Below are 20,922 nucleotides of genomic sequence, written 5' to 3'. Positions count from 1 at the left end.
AAAATCTATTGATTAATAAATATATTCTTACCTTTGCGAAGGTAGAATGCAAATTGAATTCTACAGAACCTAAAATCCTCCGTAAAATGAAAACGACCGCCATCTTATTTCTTGCCTATCTGGCTTTATGCGTTCAGTGCTCAGTGCCGGAAAACAAGAGCACGAAAAAAGAGATTAGTACTCAGCCGATAAAGGTGGGTGTATTCGATGGGCATGGAGGAGCACAGACCTGTATTTGGGAAACTGTCGCCGCTATCCGGCTGGACCCGGAAATGGAGGTATGTACCATTACTACAGCAGATATAGCTAATAATGTGCTCGATTCGATCGACGCTATTATTATCCCGGGAGGAAGTGGCAAAAGTCAGTACTTAAACCTAGGGACCTTAAATCAACAACGTATCAAGGACTTCATCGCTAAAGGTAAAGGGGCTGTCGGGATCTGTGCCGGAGCCTATCTATTCTCGAATACTCCTGATTACACCTGTATACAGCTAAATGGACAGCAAGCGATCGACATCGAGCATGACAACCGAGGGCATGGATTAGCGAAATTCACCTTATGCGAGGAGGGTAAGAAGATATTCCCCGAATTAGCCGACCGCGATACGAGTTTCGTCATTTACTATGAGGGACCGGTATTTATAAACAATCCGGCTGATACGATCCAAAGCAACACGCTTGCCATCATGGAAAGCGATGTGCATGAGGAAGGAAACGCCCCGGCTAATATGACAAACGGTAAGCCATTCTTCGTAGCCAATAACTACGGGAAAGGGCGTGTTTTTAGTTCCATCGCCCACCCCGAAGGTACTCCCGGCATGATGTGGATGATCCCCCGGATGGTACGTTGGACCTTGAATAAGCCTTTTATCCCTTATCAATCCTCCGCCGTACGTCCAGACCTGTTCAATCATGAATCATTAATGGCTACCGATGATTTAAAGCAGGAAGAAAAAGCCTTTCAAATCCTTTTAAGCGGAGAAAGCGAGCAAAAGGTTGCCGCCTTGGATTGGCTGGAAGCACATCATTCATGGGACGCCAAACGATGGGTACAAGGATTGCTTTATGACGCTTCACCCGCCGTCCGTATCCGGGCAGCCCGGTATATAGCGGATACCCATTACTTACCTTTCTTACCCAACTTACAGGCGGCCTACCGGACAGAAACCGATAAGGCGACCCAAGAAGAGTTAAAGACGCAGCTGGAGAAACTAACAGCCTTACTTCCTTAGGCTAGGGAGATTTAAACTCTCCCTAGATATTCATCTACCGTATAGTTTAAGAAACGATTGAATGGTAATAACAATTTAAAGTCATCCACCGCCTTATCCATCCAATCCGTAGCGTAAAAGAAATTATCCGGCTTATAAGACACCACGCTGAAATCCTTATGCTTCATGATATAACCATAAGGGGAATCCATTGGATAGCCGGCAGGCATGCGTTTCAGCATCTCCCCCTCTAACACCGGGAATGTTTTCTTAAATGTAGGTTCCTCGATAATAGTCGTAAATTCCTCGATATGATCGTATATATCCTGACGAAGTTTCTTTAATAGCGCAGGTGGCGGGCACCATACACCTCCGGAAAGCAAGCAACCTCCCGGCTCCAGATGGATATAATAACCACCCCGTTCGCTGGCACGACCACCTTGGGAGATGTAAGCGGCGAAATGACATTTATAAGGAGTCTTATCCGGAGAGAAACGGATATCCCGGTATATCCGGAACAAACAATCTTTCGCCTCCAACCCGGCTACCTCGGGATCGAATAAGGAGATACGACCTATTAAATCTTGTACCTCATCGATAAACCCCTTACGTAGCGCATCGTAACGATTTTTATTGTCTTGGAACCATTCCCGATTGTTATGGCTCCTCAACTCTGTCAAGAACTCTATGATCTGTTCATTCATAACTTTCTATTTTTAATCCTTACAAATGTAAGAAATATTAGAAACTGTAACCCAGATTCAGATAAAATTGCAGGTTATTATTCCGGTTCGACAATCCGAAGTTCGTATTCATCGGACCGAACATACTATTATAGGCATAACCGATGCTGCCTCCCCATACACTTTCTCCCTTGAGCAGGTCGAAGAAATTATCCTCATGGATCGCATAGTTGGCTATCAATGAGATATAGTGCCGCTGCCCGATACGCTGACGTAAGTTCAAACGGACGATCGCCACGGAATTATCGAATATCTCCATCCGATTGATCCCCGCGAACGGTAACTGCTGGGGAAGGTACCTTTCCGGCATATCGCCTCCCACCACATTCAAAAAGGGATAAGCCGGATCTTTCCCGATCAACACGCGACCATCGATAGACGGCAACAGACTCAAATGGGTAGTCAGCGGCAATACTGAAAGGAAACTGAGTTTCAAAGCGGAGAAGAAGGTATGTCCCTTATAAGTCACGAAGTTATCCGTATAAATGGAATAATCCGCTTGCAGAGAAACGCCTTTACTCGGGAAGTAACGGCGGTCCAAGGTTTCCAGATGGGCCTGAGCGAAGTAACTGATAAAGCCTTCCGGTTTTACTTGATACTTTTGGTTTTCCGCCGTATAAAGGAATGAGTTATAATCAAAATACTCATAACGGGCTCCTAGCTTCAACTTGAAATTCAGCCAGTTCATGTCCGAATATCCAAGTTCCACGAAATGATGGCGATACGTCGTATTCACGATTTTATCCCCCCGGTTATAGACGTCGAGATCATGGTACGTGAACATGTAAGACAGGTTGATGTTACGCAAGGGATTACGCTCTATCGCATAGTCCACTCGCCCATACATACGTTTCCCGATCCTTCCCGTTACGGAGAACTTCGAATGGTAACGAGCCCGATTGTCAAAAGTTGCGTTCAGCAACAGGGCGACGATATCCTCACTATTAAAATTCAAGCCCACATTAATCGCGCTATTTGATTTTTCCTGTACCGTAAGCACCAAATCCTCCTGCCTCTCGCCGACTAATTTATAGCTTACATTCGAGTAAAGGTTTGTACCGATCACGATAGACATGGCTTCCTGCAATTTCTTCACGGTAAGCAAGCTATTCTCTTTCAAGCCACTGATTTGCGTCAACCATTTCTCATCACGAGGATCTATACCTTCAAACAAGACACGCCGGATATGAAACGTATCGGTAGGGGCTACCGGATAGGAATGTACTAATCTCTTTCGGTGCATATCCGAACTATCGGATAAACCAATCTTCTTCTTTAAGGCAAGAATCTCATCCCATTGCTTGCGGGCGACTTGCTCACCCCGGTCAATCAAGGTATCCAGGGCCGTCTCCCCAAAACTAGCGGAATTATAAGGGTCTGTATTCGGGCGGAACAACAGATCGGTCTGTTCCTTATTCGGTCCGTATTTCTCATAACCATGCAAGGCGATGATCTGCCCTACGATATCCCAAGGGGTATTTATCCGCTCCAACTGTTTCAAGTCGCTAGTACCCAGATCTACGCCAATAATGATATCCGCCCCCATATCCCGTGCGACATCCGCCGGATAGTTATTCTTGATCCCACCATCTACCAACACCATGCTATCCAAACGTACCGGCGCAAACACGGCAGGAATCGCCATACTGGCACGCATAGCCAACGGAAGACTTCCATGATGGAAAACATATTCTTGCCCGTCCACCACATTCAACGCCACACAAGCGAAAGGTATATTCAATTGATTGAAGTCCACGGAATCATGATAACCGATCGTTAAATCAGAGAAAAGGTTCTGGAGATTTTGACCTTTTATCATCCCTTGGATCGTTATCTCTTTTTTACTCCGGCCAAAAGGAAGGGAAAAGACATATCGCTCGGAATTCTCTTTCTCCGGAAAAGTAAGGTTACTACGTTTCACACGGTCACTTAGCAACATGCTCCAATCCTGCCAACGTACCATGCTATCGATCTCAGCGGCAGTATAGCCAACGGAATACAAGCCACCAACGATGGCTCCCATACTGGTTCCGGCAATATAATCAATCGGGATGCCGGCCTCCTCCAATACCTTCAACACCCCGATATGAGCGACACCTTTCGCTCCACCGCCTCCCAGCACCAAGCCAACCTTTTTCCGCTCAGCCATCACAGAAGGCACCAACATCAACCCAACCAACCACAATAAAAGGAACTTCCTCATCTAGATATTCTTTCCGGCAAATGTAGCTGGTTTACTCGAAAACGCAAACGGATTCATCTAGAATAAAACGTATGTTTACCTATATATAAAGTTTATCGCTATCTCATCTATTCTATAAACCATGCCGTGAACTGTATAAACCAAGGCGTGGTCTGCACATTCCACGGCGTGGTTTATACAGTTCACGGCGCTGATTTAAGAATAAATACTTATTCGCTATGGAATGTATAGGTTATCGGAGAACTATTTCAACAAGAGAGGAACATTTTATTTCCGGAACATAAGTGGGCAATCGATAGTATTTGATACGGCCTCCCTAAAATTAATAGGCATTTCTCGCTAAAATCGATTTACGTATTATGAATCAAGTATGTACGTGTTTATCAAAAAATAATATAGCCATCAACTTACTTTTTTCCAGCAAGGTAGCAGCCGGAGCAATATATTACTTTTTCTTTTTCAGCAGCATGACCACAGGATTCGACTCTTCATCCAAGTTTGCGGCGATCTCCTTCAACTTTCCTTTTAGCTGGCCTTTCTCGTAAGCCTCAACTAAGTCCGGGGCATCTAGAGTTTGGCAGATAGCTATTTCGGGGTTTCTTGGCTCTGATGTTAGAGAGACTTCTTCCTTATTGATGAAATCATCATTGTATAGAATATAGCTGAATAAGGCATTTTCTTGTTTATCATACACCAGATCTTCACCAAGGAAACCTTTAAACGTCGTAAAGTCAACCTCTTTTCTCATGGTTCTCATAAAACAGTAGCGATCGGTGATGACGGTTGGAAAAAGAAAGACTTTCGTATCCATGGAGGATATGGAAGGGCTTCTTACGATAAAAGGACTCAGATTACCATCCGGCAAGTAATGGAATATGGTATCAGACGATGTATTGACAAGTATCCATTTATCCCGATCCGGGAACGTAAGATAAAATTCCGGCGTAATGATAAACTCCCCTTCTGTTACAACCGGAGTCTCAGTCCCCTTAGAGGGAATTTGGATCTCATGAATGATACGGCCATCTTGTTTGGAAATAATCAAATGACACTCCCGCTTGCCTTTTTCCGATGGATAACTCTTATAGCAAATCAAATGATCACGATCATAATTAAATATATAATTATAATAACTGGTATCCGTGAACTTAAAACTCCTTTTATAGTTTCCTAATAAGTCATAGACACCTATTTTTCTCGCTGGATTATCCTTGACGAATATCTCATCGTTATCCTCATCCAAGACAAGCCCTGTAAGCTGCGTGTATTCCTCACCGCTTTGCCCTAAACGGTTTATCTTCCTTAGTCCCTTTCCGTTTCTATCGAAAACAAGAATATCCCCATCACTGCCCCGATTCGTCACCAGCATGATATCCTTTCCGATCGCTTTCACGGCACCTTTAGTTATAAAATCATCCGTGGTTTCCAACGCGATGTATTCCACGTCCATGAGGTCTTGAAGTATCAGTTCCTTTTCCGGATAATCGGCCATGACATCAACCCTTATAAGGTTATCGACAGAGGAAGCGGACCGATTGCCACATCCCATACATCCGACTAAAGCGAGCAGCATAGCCACTGCGTTCGTAGTTAACTTTCTCATTTTCATAATGTTTAAAGTCTTTCGTTCGATGTCATTTCTTGCTCTTTAGCGCTTTCTCTTTGTTCATCATCCGTATCATCTCTTTTACCTCATCGGATGTCTCTGGCAATTGTTGGATCAGAGATTGGAGTTCATCTATAGAAAGCTGGCTTTTCCGGTTATCTGGAGCCAGCATGGTTTGCTCCGTGATACCCCGTTTGGACATATCCGAATTTAATGACTCCAAGAAAGGCCGGGTAAAAGTCAGGTTACTCAGATCCGACTCGTTTTTCAACAGTTCCTTTGCGTAAGTCACTTGAGCGAATACACCTCTCTGTAGCTCCTCCGCATTCTTGAATCCGGAGATATCCGGATGGCTATATAGGTTCGCGATCTCACGAAGCAATTCTACACGAGTACCCTTCACCTTCCACGCTCGATAAAGCAGACGGGCCGCCTCCTCTATCTTACCCGAGCTTCTGGCGCTCATGGCACGAATCTCCATGACCATCTCCGATTCCTCCGGCAATTGATTGATCAGGTTACGCAAATCCACGATAGAGATCTTGCTCTTTTTCCCATCCGGGTCTATCATAGTCTCCTCCGCCACATTACGGAAAAACATATCCTCATAGAAGGATTGCAGAAGCGCCCGGCTAAACACCATCGTCCTCTCGTCCGCTTTTTTCTTTAAGCTCTCATTCATATAAAGTACCAAGATAAAAAGCCCTCGCTGGCGATCCTCCTCGCTCTGGAATTTAGACACGTCAATCTCACTATACATATGCGAGATCGCCGCCAGGAAATCCAGTCGTTCCGGATTCTTCTTCCATGCCTCATAGTAGAGACGGGACGCTTCCTTGTATCTCCCATCCTTTTGGTAAGTCTCCGCACGGAAGGCCAATAACTGATTTACCAAGAAACGATTGGGTTCCAATCCCTTTTCCGCCCGGTCAAATAAGTCGTAAGCCCGCTTCCGGTCATACGTCTTACCCAAGGCGGAACCCAATAAGAGGCATACCTCGACCGAGGTCGTATCCTGCTCATATGCCATATCCAAGATATCTACCGAGGGCATATACAGACCGGCATAATACTTCGAGGCTCCCCCATATTTCAAGGTAAGGTAGGTGGAATCACCATCAGCCAACAAACCAGAGTAAATGGAATCAGCCTGAGCGAATTGTTTTGCCATATACAAGCCCAAAGCTTTACTGCGTAATAACTGGCGATTCCCCGGATTGTAGATCAAGGCGGTATCGCAAATCGCTACCCCTTCTAATATATAGTCCGGACTACCGACACCCATACGATATAATGTATTTACCAAAGCACCCGCCAGTCCCGCATTCTCCCGGTTCAAGTTATACGCTTGAAAATAGGCGATCGTCGCGGACGGGTATTGCTCCAGCCGGGAATAACAATCGCCGATCGCCCGGTATAAGGCCGTATTGTCCTCATTCCGGGCTTGTAGTTTCTCATACGTATCAACCGCCCTCTCATATTCGCCCAACTGGAAATACAACCGGGCCAATTGATAATTAGCATAGAAGTTTAGGCTATCGGCCGCTAATACCTTGTGGAAATACCGCTCAGCGTCTTTCGCCTTGCCCAAGTTCGTAGCCGTTCGGGCCAACGTATTTAAAATATCCAGATTAGTCGTGTCCATGGAGAGGCAAAGACGATAATAGTCGTAGGCTTGCCGGTAACGAAGCATCCCCTCGTAGGCTTGCCCGATAGCATTCATCACCTCATAATCGGAAGAATCAGCCGGGGTAAGGCTATCGGCACGGGCGATCACAGCCGCATATTGCTTACGGTTCACCAAGTCTTGCCAATTAAACTCTTGAGCATTCCCGGGAAAAATAAGGCAACAAAGTAACAGAACTGTAACTAAATTACATTTCGCATTCATATCTGTATATTTTTAAGATTACTGATTAAGCGACTAACATAGCCTCTATTCTTATTTCACTGTAACCGGAAAGTAATAGGCACCGTATATAAGACGCGGACCGCCTTTCCGTCCTGACGACCGGGAGTCCACCGGGGCATCATTCCGATGACTCTCAAAGCTTCCGCATCCAAGGAGGGATCTATCCCCCGTATGATTTTAGGTTCCACGATATTTCCTTTCTTATCTACCACAAACGAACAGATCACACGACCTTGCACTCCCGCTTCCTGCGCATCCGTCGGATACTTTATGCTTTGAGCGATAAACTTTAATAATTCATGATCCCCTCCGGGATATTGCGGCATCACGTCCACTACCGTCAAAGTCTCTTCCTTCGTTTCTACTACCGGACTTTTCAAACGGAACGTAATCGGGACCGTATATTTCACGGCGACCGCCTTTCCACGTTGCATTCCCGGATTCCAGCGAGGCATAGTGTTGATTACCCTTACGGCCTCCTCATTCAATAAAGGAGTCACTCCTCGAAGCACCTCCGGATTATTGACGGAACCATCACGCCCAACAATAAACGAGCAGATTACACGCCCTTGCTCCCCGTTATCCTGACTCTCTTTCGGATACTTTATATTCGTGGCTATGTATTTCAGCAACTCCGCATCCCCACCCAGGAAACTAGGCATCTTCTCTACCACGGTAAATACTTGCTCGTCCATCTCACGGGATTTGGAAGAAACGTCCGTAGCCGTCACCATAGCGTTCGAGACCGTAGCCTCATTTGCCAGACGGACCGTCAAACGGGCTACCGCCTCGATATTACTTAACAGCATCAAGATTCCTACCAATGGAACAAATATCAGGTACTTCGTACGTACGATACCCGGGCTTCGCTTCTTATTCATCATCATAATCCGGTTCTTCAGATGCAGAACATTGAAACTATTATACAAGGTAGTAACAGACTGATGGTGGGCCAATCCCAATAAATGGTATTGATAGCTCTTACTATCATAACCGGACTGGATCACCGTGTTATCCGCCAGATACTCCAGATTATGCCTAACCTCACGCTTCAATAACCATACAAAAGGATTAAACCAGCAAGCCATACACATCATCTCGCTCAAGATCACGTCAATCGAGTGCCATTGAGATACATGCGTACATTCATGTGTCAATATCTCATCCGTTTCCTTATCCGAATGACTCTCCGGGTGTAAGAAGACCATACGGAAAAAGGAGAATGGTCCGGCGGCCTTCCGCAACACATAAACCGGAGTTTCATGAATAATAATACGCTCACAGGTATGAGCCAACCATAAGATACTGCTTAATTGCACGAGAAAACGTCCGCATAAGAGTGCTACGATCCCCCAATAAATAAATCCCAAAGATCCCAGCAGCCATCCATACCAATCCATGGACGCCGCGGCATCCGCTTTCGCCGTCGCCTCAGGCAACATAGCGGAATACATATAAATCACATCTGCTATAGGCTCTTGTTGCCTTACCCAATCTTGGATGTTCAGCAAAGGATAAAACAGAGCCAAGCCAAAGAACGCCAGCAATATCGCACGACGTAGCTTGAAGAACGTGTCCTTATAGAAGAACAACCGGTAGAAGGCGTAAAAGAGTACAAAGGCTACATTTACCTTCAATAAGTAGGCAAATTCCGGTGTCATGGTATGTGGGATTTAGGTTATTCTTTTCCTTTCTCAATCAAATCGATGATATCCTTTAGATCATCCGTAGAGATTTTCTGATCTTTCGCAAAGAAAGAAACCATTTCTTTATACGAGTTAGCGAAATAATTCGTTACCACGCCGCCAAGGAACGTACGTTTATATTCCGTTTCCTCTATCAAAGGACGGTATTCATACGTATTTCCATAACGTTTCGCCTTCACGTATTTCTTTCGTTCTAGATTCTTGATTACGGAAGCGAGCGTCGTATAAGGAGGTTTCGGATCCTCGTATTTGGCCAGCACATCTTTCACAAAACAAGGACCGATCCGCCAAATCCAGCGCATCGCCTCTTCTTCCTGCATCGTTAGCTTCTCCATAAATCTTATCCTTTTATTAATGTATATCCACAAAGCTACGAAATAGTCGTAAACGGCATGCGGAAGGCACGTTAATTAACATTAAATAAGAATCACAAGACCTGCAATCGTGAATTATTGCAACTTAAATGTGATCGGCACCGTATATTTCACGGCTACCGGCTCGCCTCTTTGCGTGCCCGGTGTCCAACGAGGCATCATTTGCAAAACTCGAACCGCCTCTTGGTCTAATGCCGGGGAGATTCCTCTAATGACCTTGTAATTCGTAAGTGTTCCATCCTTCGTTACCACAAACGAACAAATCACACGGCCTTGCTCTCCTTTGTTTTGGCTTTCTTGTGGATACTTTACATTCTTGGCTATAAATTTCAAAAGCTCCGCATCACCGCCGGGAAACTTCGGCATCACTTCTACCACCCTAAATACCTGCTCTCCATTTTCCAGCGTATCTTCGTCCTCCGCTTCCACCTGTACTTGTTCTTGTTTTTCTGCCTTTGTTACATCTGTCGGCACACTTTTTTCTTTTTGTTCCGAAGACTGTCCGCATCCTACGCACATCGCCAAAGCGAACAGGATGATCATTGTGTTCATAATCGCATTTCTCATTTTCAATCAGTTTTAAAGTTATTTATACCGTTATTACACACGCTTACCAACCTTAATTACGTCGGCTTCGCAAACATACGAAATATTCGTAATACGAATATAAACAATATGTTAATTAACGCTAACAGTCATCAAATGCATAGAAAGCACTGCCCGGATGATGCGGAATCAATTTCTCTACCTGCCCGAACAGGTTGCCATACTTGTCGCTCCTATATGAAAAAAGCACAAGAACCAAGATTGCGATCGCAAACAATAAGATTGTGAACTTGATCCCTATGTAAAAATGCCATGACCCATTCGAATCCTTCCGCATTATTTCATGTATCGGAGCACATGCTCTGACCTCTCCCATTAATGCAGAAATATTTCTTTAATCGTTTGCGCGATATATGGATTTAGCATACCTTTGCGTGATAATTACATAGTTTAAGTAGAAATTTCTAAATACAATTAAATAACTTAAATTATTATCTTATGTGGTTACTTAATTCTTCTATCGGGAAGAAGCTGATAATGAGTATATCAGGCCTCTTTCTTGTTCTGTTCTTATTGTTCCACCTGTCGATGAACGTGGCGGCCGTTTTCTCCGGAGAGGCTTATAACATGGTTTGTTCGCTGTTGGGCTCTAATTGGTACGCTGTCGCAGCTACTCTCGTATTGGCCGCAGGTGTTGTGATCCACTTCGTGTACGCTATCATTCTTACCTTGCAAAACCGTAAGGCACGTGGTAACGACCGTTACGCTATCAACGCTCGTCCGAAAGGCGTGGAATGGGCATCTCAGAACATGTTCGTTTTGGGTTTGATCGTTATCCTGTTCATGCTGTTGCATTTCAGCCAGTTCTGGTATAAGATGATGTTCGCCGAGTTGATCGGCCATCACGAAGTAGCATTGGGCCCAAATATGGTATCTCCACAAGACGGAGCCGCTTTTATCAACTTTTACTTCCAAGGTAATGCCGTGATCACTGTTCTTTATTTGATCTGGTACGTGGCTTTGTGGTTCCACTTGACTCACGGATTCTGGAGCGCTATCCAAACGATCGGTTGGAATAACACGGTCTGGATGAACCGTTGGGAATGTATCTCTAAGATCGTAGCTACGGTTATTTGCGGACTTTTCGCGATCATTACTATCATCTTCTTCCTAAACGGAGTAGGTGCTTAATTGCAAGCTACAGGTTTTATAATTAAGAACTTTTGAAATTAAATCATTATGTCTGAAATAAATTCTAAAATACCTCAAGGCCCATTGGCTGAGAAGTGGACTAATTATAAAAATCACCAGAAATTGGTGAACCCCGCTAACAAGCGTCGTTTGGATGTTATCGTAGTCGGTACAGGTTTGGCTGGAGCTTCCGCTGCAGCGTCTTTGGCAGAGATGGGATTCAACGTGTTGAACTTCTGTATCCAAGATTCTCCCCGCCGTGCGCACTCTATCGCCGCTCAAGGTGGTATCAACGCCGCTAAGAACTACCAGAATGATGGTGACTCTGTTTACCGTTTGTTCTACGATACGATCAAAGGAGGTGACTACCGTGCTCGTGAGGCTAACGTTTATCGTTTGGCTGAGGTTTCTAACTCAATCATCGACCAGTGCGTGGCTCAAGGCGTTCCTTTCGCTCGCGAATATGGTGGTTTGTTGGATAACCGTTCATTCGGTGGCGCTCAGGTATCGCGTACGTTCTACGCCCGTGGCCAGACGGGTCAGCAGCTTTTGTTAGGCGCTTATTCAGCGTTGAGCCGTCAGATCGGTTTGGGTAAGGTTAAGATGTACACCCGTCATGAGATGTTGGATGTAGTTAAGGTAGACGGTCGTGCTCGTGGTATCATCGCCCGAAATTTGATTACAGGTAAGATCGAGCGTTATGCCGCTCACGCTGTAGTCGTGGCTACGGGAGGTTACGTTAATACGTTCTTCTTGTCTACCAACGCTATGGCATCTAACGGTTCTGCCGCATGGCAATGCTACAAGAAAGGCGCTTACTTCGCTAATCCTTGTATGGTTCAGATCCACCCGACTTGCGTACCGGTGAAAGGTGACTTCCAATCTAAATTGACTTTGATGTCCGAATCCTTGCGTAACGACGGCCGTATCTGGGTTCCTAAGAAACTGGAAGACGCTAAAGCTCTACAGGCCGGAACGAAGAAAGGTAAAGATATTCCCGAGGCAGACCGTGATTATTATTTGGAGCGTCGTTATCCGGCATTCGGAAACTTGGTTCCTCGTGACGTGGCTTCTCGTGCCGCTAAAGAACGTTGCGACGCAGGCTTCGGCGTGAACAGCACGGGCTTGGCCGTATTCTTGGATTTCTCCGACGCGATCAATCGTTTAGGTAAAGAAGTCGTTAAGCAGAAATACGGTAACTTGTTCGATATGTACGAAGAGATCACGAACGATAATCCATACGAGACTCCGATGATGATCTATCCGGCATTGCACTACTCAATGGGTGGATTGTGGGTTGACTATGAGTTGATGACCTCCATTCCGGGCCTGTTCGCTATCGGTGAGGCAAACTTCTCCGATCACGGAGCGAACCGTTTAGGTGCTTCCGCTTTGATGCAGGGATTGGCCGATGGTTATTTCGTATTACCATACACGATCCAGAACTATTTGTCCGACCAAATCCAAGTTCCTCGCTTCAGCACGGATCTGCCGGAGTTCGTCGAGGCAGAAAAGGCCATCAAGGACCGTATCCAAAAATTGATGAACGTCAAAGGTAAAGAAACCGTAGACACTATCCACCGCAAACTAGGTCATATCATGTGGGAACATATCGGTATGGCACGCGACGCAAAAGGTTTGCAAGAAGCTATCCAGATGCTGAAAGACTTGAAGAAAGAATTCTGGAGCAACGTATTCATCCCAGGCAACGCAGACAACTTGAATACCGAGTTAGAGAAAGCATTACGTGTAGCCGACTTTATCGAGATCGGTACATTGATGGCACACGATGCTTTGGACCGCGCTGAGTCTTGTGGTGGCCACTTCCGTACGGAGCACCAGACAGAAGAAGGTGAGGCCTTGCGTCATGACGATAAGTTCATGTACGTATCTTGCTGGGAGTACCAAGGCGAGGACAAAGATCCTGTCATGTTGAAAGAGGATTTGAACTATGAGTTCGTTGTTCCTCAAACACGTAACTACAAGAAGTAATAATCATCAATCTCAGAAAAAATTAGAATCATGGATAAAGATATAAGTGTAACACTTAAGGTTTGGCGTCAGAGAGGTCCGAAGGAGAAAGGACAGTTCGAGACATACAAAATTGAGAAGATCAATCAGAGTGTCTCTTTCTTGGAAATGTTGGATATCTTGAACGAGCAGTTGGTCAACGAGGGTAAGGAACCGATCGTATTCGACCACGACTGCCGCGAGGGTATCTGCGGTATGTGTTCATTGTATGTAAACGGACACCCGCACGGACCGGCAACCGGAGCTACGACTTGCCAGTTATATATGCGTCGTTTCCACGATGGAGAGACGATCACGATCGAACCGTGGCGTTCCGCAGGTTTCCCTGTTATCCGCGACTTGATGGTAGACCGCTACGCTTACGACAAAATCATCCAAGCGGGTGGTTTCACATCTGTCAACACAGGTGGTGTACCCGACGCTAACGCGATACCTATCCCAAAGAAGGACGCAGACTTAGCCATGGACGCTGCCGCTTGCATCGGTTGTGGCGCTTGTGCTGCCGCTTGTAAGAATGGTTCCGCTATGTTATTCGTATCCGCTAAGGTTAGCCAGTTGGCTTTGTTGCCTCAAGGTAAAGTCGAGGCTGCTCGCCGTGCCAAAGCTATGGTCGCTAAAATGGATGAGCTTGGCTTCGGTAACTGTACGAACACACGCGCTTGCGAGATGGAATGTCCGAAGAATATCTCCGTTAGTAACATCGCTCGTTTGAATCGTGAGTTCATTTGCGCTAAATTACAAGACTAATATTTGATTAGTATATCATGGAAAGGGCGTCTTTCTCTAAAAGGAAGGCGCCTTTTTATTTTTGTTATATGTCGCAAAACATAATTTAGCATTACAGATCTTGACAGGAATTGAAAAGTCTGTATATTTGCATCGTGGTTTTTTCATAATAGTATTAGATTTAAGGTTAACAAAGTTTGATTAGGGCTTGTCGCGAGACAGGCTTTAATTGTTTTATAAAGTCTGCTTTCCGTAAAGTTCTTCTTCCCCAAGTAAAAAACGTACCGCCCCTATATGAATTCTTATCCTGTAGCGTATGAATTCTTGTTCGCATACTGTATAATTCTACAAACCACGGCGTGGTCTATACATTCCACGGCGTGATTTATACAGACCACGACATAGAATATACAGACCACGGCGATGATTTAGAAATAGATCAAGTAGAAAATAGGTTTATGTATAGTAAAAAGAATGTTTATCGCTTGTTGACACGAACAATTATACTTAAGGGCAGTCATGGTTGCATATCTCGAGCAAGAGATGTGTGACTTGAGCGGGATCGATTTTCGAGCCAGCCGCTCCGACTATCTCCCTTCCCCGTCGTAAAGATGCGGCAAGCTATATCTCCACTAAAAGCATTGAATCGCCGTTAAAATTAGAAGATTTTGATTGTAATATATAGAGTTTTATACCGTATAACACTTTTTGGCAAGCATCGGCATGTTACTTAACATATATTAGTTGCAAAAGACTTGACAAATGGTCTTGACGAACGTATCTTTGCATCGTGGTTTTTTCATAATAGTATTAGATTTAAGGTTAACAAAGTTTGGTTAGGGCTTGTCGTGAGACAGGCTTTAATTGTTATAGGGGGGGGACCTTACCCCCTTCCAGCAAGTAAAGTAAAGGAGGAACCTAAAAAGCGGCCATCTCTTTGTCTAGAGGTGGCCGCTTTTTTACTAGAAAATAAACACTAACTCATTCTTGATCTTGTCGATCCAAATGATAGTTTTTCATTTACCTAGAAACGAATTAGATAATCTCATTAGCTCTTTAATGGAATGAGAATGGAGATAACATTAAAGTTATAACTTATCATCTATGGATATTGAAGTAATTCTGTCATTCCAACTTTTGGAAGAACCGGCAAGTGGATAATCTTTCAAATTTCTTATTTCAGCTCTACCTCCTGTCGTTCGTAAAACTAAACATCTTCCAGAAAAGTGATCATCTTCCCAAAACTTATAATATAGATTATCAGAACCTAACTCTATTTTCAAAGCTGTTGTTTTATCATTAAAATTAGCAGTTTCACCAAGAGCTGTTTTATAAGACTTTAAATGTGAAACAACAAAACCTCCAAATTCCTCAACAATAATCATTCGTCCACTGAATCCATCATCATCGTACAAGTAAAACCGTCCGTACTTTTGCATTATACTAAGATCTCTCGTAGCAATACGATTCGGTTCTTCCTCTTCCAAAGAACTTCTCATCATATCTAAATTATCAAAATACTCAATATACCCCTCCGGATGAATATATGTTACAACTTGCGAGCTATCGGAAAGACTAAAATAAAGACTCCGAACTTCCTCATCAAATATTTCAACAATAGAATCATTTAAACTAGAGTAGTCTGAGACATAATGATTCCCCTTATAATAAAAATCTAACTTTTTGATAATAGTATCATTTACACTAGCAACATTAGCCACAACACTTAACTTAGCTTATCTACATTCCCAATCATATCATTGCTTGGGAGTTCATTACTACAAGAAATAGCTCCCATCATCGTGAGAAATGCCACTCCAATTAAACACAAATGTTTTTTCATCATTTTATCATTTTAATATTAAATCATTAAATATACTCATAGAATACAAGAAAACAATTCACTCTTCAATAATTCTTACTACCTCTACCTCATAGATTAAAGTTGTATAAGGCTTAATTATCACATCGCCCCTTTTATCACCAGCAGAGCCATATCCAAGTTGCTGAGGTATCCAAATCTCCCAACAATCTCCTGGATGCATATTTTGCAAAGCCGTAGAAAAACCATCAATAAATTCAAAAACACCTTTTTCTGTTATATATGGAGCTCCAGCTTCATATGATTTATCTTGAAAAACTGTTCCATCAATAAAAGAGGCTTTATAGTAAAGCTCCACCTTGCTCGTATAATAAATCGGCTCCTTACTCTCCCCAGTCTTCAAGACCTTGTAAAGGATAAATCCGGCATTACTTTGAGAACTCAATTGCTCGAAACCCGGAACCAGCATCTGGGCTTGAAAAGCCTCCTCATTCTGGACCTTCCAAACCTCATCCACCTCTAGTGCCTCATCATCATCCCCACAAGAGGTGATCATGAGCACGCAAAACAACATCAACGCAATATGCCAGTACTTCTTCATTCGTTTACTCTATTACCTTTTTCAATAAATTCTTCATGCTCACCTTCTCCGTGATAATATCGTGAAGCTTATCGATGCTTACGCGCTCTTGCTCCATCGTGTCACGGAAACGGATCGTTACGCAATTATCCTTCAAGGTGTCATGGTCTACCGTAATACAATACGGGGTACCGATCGCATCCTGACGGCGATAACGCTTACCGATAGAATCCTTCTCGTCGTATTGGCAACGGAAGTCGAAACGCAACATATTTATAATTTCCTCAGCTTTCTCGGGCAGGCCATCTTTCTTCACCAATGGCAATACGGCCAACTTGATCGGAGCCAAGGCTGCGGGCAACTTCAATACCACACGGCTCTCGCCATTCGCCAACGTCTCCTCGCAGTAAGAACCCGCCATGATGCTCAAGAACACACGGTCTACACCGATCGAGGTCTCGATTACATACGGAGTGTAACTCTGGTTCAACTCCGGATCGAAATATTGGATCTTTTTACCGGAAAACTTCTCATGCTGACTCAAGTCGAAGTTCGTACGGCTATGTATACCCTCCACTTCCTTAAATCCGAACGGCATTTCAAACTCGATATCCGTAGCCGCATTAGCGTAGTGAGCCAACTTCTCATGATCGTGATAACGATACTTCTCATCTCCCAAGCCAAGAGCTTGATGCCATTTCAAGCGAGTAGACTTCCATTTCTTGAACCACTCGATCTCCTCACCCGGACGAACAAAGAATTGCATCTCCATTTGCTCGAACTCACGCATACGGAAGATAAACTGGCGAGCCACGATCTCATTACGGAACGCCTTACCGATCTGGGCGATACCAAACGGGATCTTCATACGGCCGGTCTTCTGCACGTTCAAGAAGTTCACGAAAATACCTTGGGCCGTCTCCGGACGAAGATAAATCTTAGTCGCTCCATCAGCGGTAGAACCCATATCCGTAGAGAACATCAAGTTAAACTGGCGAACCTCCGTCCAGTTACGAGTTCCGGAAATCGGGCAAACGATCTCGCAATCCAAGATCAATTGGCGAAGATCCTCGAAGTTAGACTCGTTCATCGCCTTGCTATAACGCTCATGGATCTCATTCCATTTCGCTTGCTGCTCCAACACGCGAGGGTTCGTCTCACGGAACTTTGCCTCATCGAAAGCGTCGCCGAACTTCTTAGCGGCTTTCGCCACTTCCTTATTCATTTTCTCCTCGATCTTGCCCAAATGGTCTTCGATCAAGACGTCCGCACGGTAACGTTTCTTCGAGTCCTTGTTATCGATCAACGGATCATTAAAAGCGTCAACATGGCCGGAAGCTTTCCAGATAGTAGGGTGCATAAAAATAGCGGAATCAATACCCACCACATTCTCATGCAGCAAAGTCATGCTATCCCACCAATATTTCTTTATATTGTTCTTTAACTCAACACCATACTGGCCGTAATCGTATACCGCTCCCAATCCGTCATAAATCTCTGAGGAGGGAAATACGAAACCATACTCCTTACAGTGTGAAACTAATTTCTTAAATACATCTTCTTGTGCCATAATATACTAATTTGCTATTGATCCATCATTAAAGCTGCAAAGTAAATGATTTTTTCCGTAACTATAGAAAGTTTTGTATATTTACGACGTAAATCATTAGTGTTTGCGCAAACAGTATAATTTAAACAAGATAATACCATGAAATCAGAAGAAATCTCACGCCGCTCGTTCCTGAAGCGAGCGCTAGCCTTATCGGCAGTATCGGCTATCCCGTCGTTCTGGACACCCGCCCACGGACGTGTTCTACCTACTTCCTCGCTAATCAGTGCTAATGACCGGGTAAACATCGCATTCATCGGCATCGGACAACGAGGAGGCGAGATCGCCAAGGAATTGTATAACACAGGTCTGTGTAACGTAGTAGCTCTCTGCGACGTGGATATGGGAGCCCCTCATACGCAAGAGATTATCAACATGTTCCCGAAAGCGGCCCGTTTTCAGGACTTTCGCACGATGTTCGACCGGATGGCGGACAAAATCGATGCCGTAAGCGTAGGCGTGCCGGATCATTCCCACTTCCCGATCACGATCGAGGCGATGGCACACGGCAAACATGTATATGTAGAGAAACCGATGGCCCGCACATTCCAAGAGATAGAGATCATGATGCGTGGGGCCAAAAAATACGGCGTTGTCACCCAAATGGGTAACCAAGGACATTCCGAGGCGAACTATTTCCAATTTAAGGCATGGAAAGAGGCCGGTATTATCAAGGACGTGACAGCGATCACCGCTCATATGAACAACTCCCGCCGCTGGCACGGCTGGAACCCGAACATTAGGCATATGCCTATGGGAGAGCCGGTTCCTGCCACGATGGATTGGGATACTTGGATCGGTGTGGCTCAATATCACGATTACAACCATGATTATCATTTGGGGCAATGGCGTTGCTGGTATGATTTCGGAATGGGGACTTTAGGGGACTGGGGCGCTCATATTCTGGATACGGCGCATGAGTTTCTGGATCTGGGACTACCGACGGAGGTAAATCCGCTATATTTGAAAGATCATAACCCGTTCTTCTTCCCGATGTCGTCCACCCTTTTGTTTAAATTCCCGGAAAGAGGAAATATGCCGGCCGTGGATATCACTTGGTACGATGGGCTGGACAATATCCCTGCCGTACCGGAAGGTTACGGTGTCTCGGAACTTGATCCGAACATCCCGACCGTAGCCGGCGGCAAGATACAACCAGCGAAGTTGAACCCAGGTAAGGAAATCTACTCGAAAGAATTAACCTTCAAGGGAGGATCTCACGGAAGTACCTTATCTATCATCCCAGATGAGAAAGCGAAAGAGATGGCATCCCGCTTACCGGAAGTGCCGAAAAGCCCGTCTAACCATTTCGCAAACTTCCTGCTAAGTTGTATGGGTAAGGAGAAAACTCGCTCGCCGTTCTCTATCGCCGGCCCATTAAGTCAGGTATTCTGTCTCGGCGTATTGGCCCAACGTTTGAATCGCAAGCTCGTCTTCGACCGTGACACGAAACAGATCACGAACGACCCAGAGGCGAATAAGATGCTATGCGGAGTACCGCCTCGCAAAGGATGGGAACAATATTATACCATTTAATTGAAAAACGGAGAATTGAAAGTTATTTGTTTATCTCTTTAACTTTCAATACTCCCATATAATTTACAAGACTATTTGCTACAATATCTACAACTACCCCTACAATTTCTAAGCTGCGTCTATCGGGATCTGGGAGACGCACCTCGGACGATCAAAGCGTTTCTACATGCAACGGAGCTTGGCGAGAATACGAAAGAATATGTTTTAATAGGGAAAACCTATGGACAAATCTGCGCCTTGCTAAAGTAACAGAGCGTATACGATGAAGCCGAGAAAGCAGGCAGGAAAGAACTTGAATATACCATTTTGAGAAACGACATCACCGCAATCGGCTACTCCCTTCGCAATATCGCACGCATATTCCATAATCGGCATGAGCTTGACAGTGCTTTACATTAACTAATTATATGGGAGGAGCCATGCGGATAAAGTACATCATCTTAAGCGAGGTGCCATGGATTTATTGACAAAGGAAAACCAGGGCAAGCGAACGGTGAAGGTTTATATACCCAAAATAAACAAGCAATTATTGCAATGTCTCAACATCCGACAGATATACGTATGGGAATAAATAGTCATCCTTTAAAATAGCATTTACCTACTGATTTACAAGCTAATGCCACTATAAACCAGTAGGTAAATGCTACTTTAAAGAATGACTATCTAAAATTTGACTATGAACAAAAAACTAAAAAACAACACAAATATTTGCAAGTTTACAAAAAAGCATTACCTTTGCACACGATTCCAATGCGGCTGTGGTGTAATTGGTAGCCACGTCAGACTTAGGATCTGATGCTTCACGGCGTGGGGGTTCGAGTCCCTTCAGCCGCACAATCTAAAAAACCTTGTAAGCGTGCTTACAAGGTTTTTTAGTATATCAAAGATCACAAACAGCACCCCCGACTGTTAATTTTAGAAGATTTTGCGCATATTCTGTATAGTTTCAAATTCAAAAACATTTTTTATATCAAACAAGCATATTGTTTAACACAAGTTATATTCAAAACCCTTGACAAAGAGGCTTTACAAGTTTATCTTTGCACTGTGGTTTTTTCATAATAGTATTAGATTTAAGGTTAACAAAGTTTGGTTAGGGCTTGTCGTGAGACAGGCTTTAATT

The 20,922-nt window shown here is 44.3% G+C and carries 15 protein-coding genes and 1 tRNA gene; 6 read left to right on the top strand and 10 right to left on the bottom strand.

The window, feature by feature from the left end; translation table 11 throughout:
* The first annotated feature begins 86 nt into the window (after positions 1 to 86).
* The gene (locus E5342_RS08630) at positions 87 to 1,235 is read left to right on the top strand and encodes a BPL-N domain-containing protein (protein WP_005863380.1); all 1,149 of its coding nucleotides are present in this window, start codon (positions 87 to 89) and stop codon (positions 1,233 to 1,235) included.
* Positions 1,236 to 1,246: 11 nt separating this feature from the next.
* Here the strand turns inward: E5342_RS08630 and E5342_RS08625 are convergent, their stop codons facing one another.
* The 7 genes from E5342_RS08625 to E5342_RS08595 form a co-directional block, all read right to left on the bottom strand.
* On the bottom strand, positions 1,247 to 1,918 hold the full coding sequence (locus E5342_RS08625; RefSeq protein ID WP_135959210.1) for a DUF2461 domain-containing protein: 672 nt from the start codon (positions 1,916 to 1,918) through the stop codon (positions 1,247 to 1,249).
* Positions 1,919 to 1,955: 37 nt separating this feature from the next.
* On the bottom strand, positions 1,956 to 4,160 hold the full coding sequence (locus tag E5342_RS08620) for a patatin-like phospholipase family protein (RefSeq protein WP_135959209.1): 2,205 nt from the start codon (positions 4,158 to 4,160) through the stop codon (positions 1,956 to 1,958).
* A gap of 445 nt (positions 4,161 to 4,605) precedes the next feature.
* The gene (locus E5342_RS08615) at positions 4,606 to 5,763 is read right to left on the bottom strand and encodes a 6-bladed beta-propeller (RefSeq protein ID WP_057326100.1); all 1,158 of its coding nucleotides are present in this window, start codon (positions 5,761 to 5,763) and stop codon (positions 4,606 to 4,608) included.
* A gap of 31 nt (positions 5,764 to 5,794) precedes the next feature.
* Positions 5,795 to 7,657: a tetratricopeptide repeat protein gene (locus tag E5342_RS08610; protein ID WP_034531693.1), complete on the bottom strand. Its 1,863-nt coding sequence runs from the start codon at positions 7,655 to 7,657 to the stop codon at positions 5,795 to 5,797.
* Between the two features lie 56 nt (positions 7,658 to 7,713).
* Positions 7,714 to 9,339, bottom strand: a complete 1,626-nt coding sequence (locus tag E5342_RS08605) for a M56 family metallopeptidase (RefSeq protein ID WP_135959208.1) — start codon at positions 9,337 to 9,339, stop codon at positions 7,714 to 7,716.
* Between the two features lie 17 nt (positions 9,340 to 9,356).
* Complete coding sequence (locus E5342_RS08600) at positions 9,357 to 9,719, bottom strand: BlaI/MecI/CopY family transcriptional regulator (RefSeq protein WP_005859967.1); 363 nt, start codon at positions 9,717 to 9,719, stop codon at positions 9,357 to 9,359.
* 114 nt (positions 9,720 to 9,833) lie between these two features.
* Positions 9,834 to 10,325, bottom strand: a complete 492-nt coding sequence (locus E5342_RS08595) for an energy transducer TonB (protein ID WP_135959207.1) — start codon at positions 10,323 to 10,325, stop codon at positions 9,834 to 9,836.
* Between the two features lie 477 nt (positions 10,326 to 10,802).
* Between E5342_RS08595 and E5342_RS08585 the strand changes: the two genes are divergently transcribed.
* From E5342_RS08585 to E5342_RS08575, 3 genes are read left to right on the top strand one after another with little or no spacing between them, the layout of a single operon-like run.
* The gene (locus tag E5342_RS08585; protein ID WP_121735342.1) at positions 10,803 to 11,495 is read left to right on the top strand and encodes a succinate dehydrogenase cytochrome b subunit; all 693 of its coding nucleotides are present in this window, start codon (positions 10,803 to 10,805) and stop codon (positions 11,493 to 11,495) included.
* Between the two features lie 48 nt (positions 11,496 to 11,543).
* Positions 11,544 to 13,487 carry a fumarate reductase/succinate dehydrogenase flavoprotein subunit gene (locus E5342_RS08580; protein ID WP_005859978.1) on the top strand — a complete coding sequence of 648 codons (1,944 nt, stop codon included), beginning with the start codon at positions 11,544 to 11,546 and terminating at the stop codon, positions 13,485 to 13,487.
* A gap of 30 nt (positions 13,488 to 13,517) precedes the next feature.
* Positions 13,518 to 14,273 carry a succinate dehydrogenase/fumarate reductase iron-sulfur subunit gene (locus E5342_RS08575; protein ID WP_005859980.1) on the top strand — a complete coding sequence of 252 codons (756 nt, stop codon included), beginning with the start codon at positions 13,518 to 13,520 and terminating at the stop codon, positions 14,271 to 14,273.
* A gap of 1,067 nt (positions 14,274 to 15,340) precedes the next feature.
* Here E5342_RS08575 and E5342_RS08570 read toward each other — a convergent pair.
* The 3 genes from E5342_RS08570 to E5342_RS08560 all read right to left on the bottom strand — a co-directional run bounded on the left by E5342_RS08570 (position 15,341) and on the right by E5342_RS08560 (position 18,224).
* On the bottom strand, positions 15,341 to 15,973 hold the full coding sequence (locus tag E5342_RS08570; protein ID WP_135959206.1) for a hypothetical protein: 633 nt from the start codon (positions 15,971 to 15,973) through the stop codon (positions 15,341 to 15,343).
* Positions 15,974 to 16,153: 180 nt separating this feature from the next.
* A complete protein-coding gene (locus tag E5342_RS08565; RefSeq protein ID WP_135959205.1) occupies positions 16,154 to 16,675 on the bottom strand; it encodes an FKBP-type peptidyl-prolyl cis-trans isomerase in 522 nt (173 codons plus the stop codon).
* A gap of 4 nt (positions 16,676 to 16,679) precedes the next feature.
* Entirely contained in the window at positions 16,680 to 18,224 is a 1,545-nt protein-coding gene (locus E5342_RS08560) for a glycine--tRNA ligase (protein ID WP_135959204.1), read from the bottom strand.
* Positions 18,225 to 18,362: 138 nt separating this feature from the next.
* Here E5342_RS08560 and E5342_RS08555 point away from each other — a divergent pair, with 138 nt between their 5' ends.
* Together E5342_RS08555 and E5342_RS08550 are read left to right on the top strand one after the other, a co-directional pair.
* The gene (locus E5342_RS08555; protein WP_135959203.1) at positions 18,363 to 19,799 is read left to right on the top strand and encodes a Gfo/Idh/MocA family oxidoreductase; all 1,437 of its coding nucleotides are present in this window, start codon (positions 18,363 to 18,365) and stop codon (positions 19,797 to 19,799) included.
* Between the two features lie 752 nt (positions 19,800 to 20,551).
* A tRNA-Leu gene (locus tag E5342_RS08550) sits at positions 20,552 to 20,633 on the top strand.
* The last annotated feature ends 289 nt before the right edge of the window (positions 20,634 to 20,922 follow it).

The sequence above is a fragment of the Parabacteroides distasonis genome, assembly GCF_004793765.1.
Taxonomy (GTDB): Bacteria; Bacteroidota; Bacteroidia; order Bacteroidales; family Tannerellaceae; genus Parabacteroides; species Parabacteroides distasonis_A.
The sequence above is the reverse complement of the archived record's forward strand: the minus strand, read 5'-3'. Positions and strand labels throughout refer to the sequence as shown.

What these genes read in the sequence shown, in the direction of transcription:
- E5342_RS08630 (WP_005863380.1), top strand. Translation starts at nt 87, where the DNA reads ATGAAAACGACCGCCATCTTATTTCTTGCCTATCTGGCTTTATGCGTT.
- E5342_RS08625 (WP_135959210.1), bottom strand. Translation starts at nt 1,918, where the DNA reads ATGAATGAACAGATCATAGAGTTCTTGACAGAGTTGAGGAGCCATAAC.
- E5342_RS08620 (WP_135959209.1), bottom strand. Translation starts at nt 4,160, where the DNA reads ATGAGGAAGTTCCTTTTATTGTGGTTGGTTGGGTTGATGTTGGTGCCT.
- E5342_RS08615 (WP_057326100.1), bottom strand. Translation starts at nt 5,763, where the DNA reads ATGAGAAAGTTAACTACGAACGCAGTGGCTATGCTGCTCGCTTTAGTC.
- E5342_RS08610 (WP_034531693.1), bottom strand. Translation starts at nt 7,657, where the DNA reads ATGAATGCGAAATGTAATTTAGTTACAGTTCTGTTACTTTGTTGCCTT.
- E5342_RS08605 (WP_135959208.1), bottom strand. Translation starts at nt 9,339, where the DNA reads ATGACACCGGAATTTGCCTACTTATTGAAGGTAAATGTAGCCTTTGTA.
- E5342_RS08600 (WP_005859967.1), bottom strand. Translation starts at nt 9,719, where the DNA reads ATGGAGAAGCTAACGATGCAGGAAGAAGAGGCGATGCGCTGGATTTGG.
- E5342_RS08595 (WP_135959207.1), bottom strand. Translation starts at nt 10,325, where the DNA reads ATGAGAAATGCGATTATGAACACAATGATCATCCTGTTCGCTTTGGCG.
- E5342_RS08585 (WP_121735342.1), top strand. Translation starts at nt 10,803, where the DNA reads ATGTGGTTACTTAATTCTTCTATCGGGAAGAAGCTGATAATGAGTATA.
- E5342_RS08580 (WP_005859978.1), top strand. Translation starts at nt 11,544, where the DNA reads ATGTCTGAAATAAATTCTAAAATACCTCAAGGCCCATTGGCTGAGAAG.
- E5342_RS08575 (WP_005859980.1), top strand. Translation starts at nt 13,518, where the DNA reads ATGGATAAAGATATAAGTGTAACACTTAAGGTTTGGCGTCAGAGAGGT.
- E5342_RS08565 (WP_135959205.1), bottom strand. Translation starts at nt 16,675, where the DNA reads ATGAAGAAGTACTGGCATATTGCGTTGATGTTGTTTTGCGTGCTCATG.
- E5342_RS08560 (WP_135959204.1), bottom strand. Translation starts at nt 18,224, where the DNA reads ATGGCACAAGAAGATGTATTTAAGAAATTAGTTTCACACTGTAAGGAG.
- E5342_RS08555 (WP_135959203.1), top strand. Translation starts at nt 18,363, where the DNA reads ATGAAATCAGAAGAAATCTCACGCCGCTCGTTCCTGAAGCGAGCGCTA.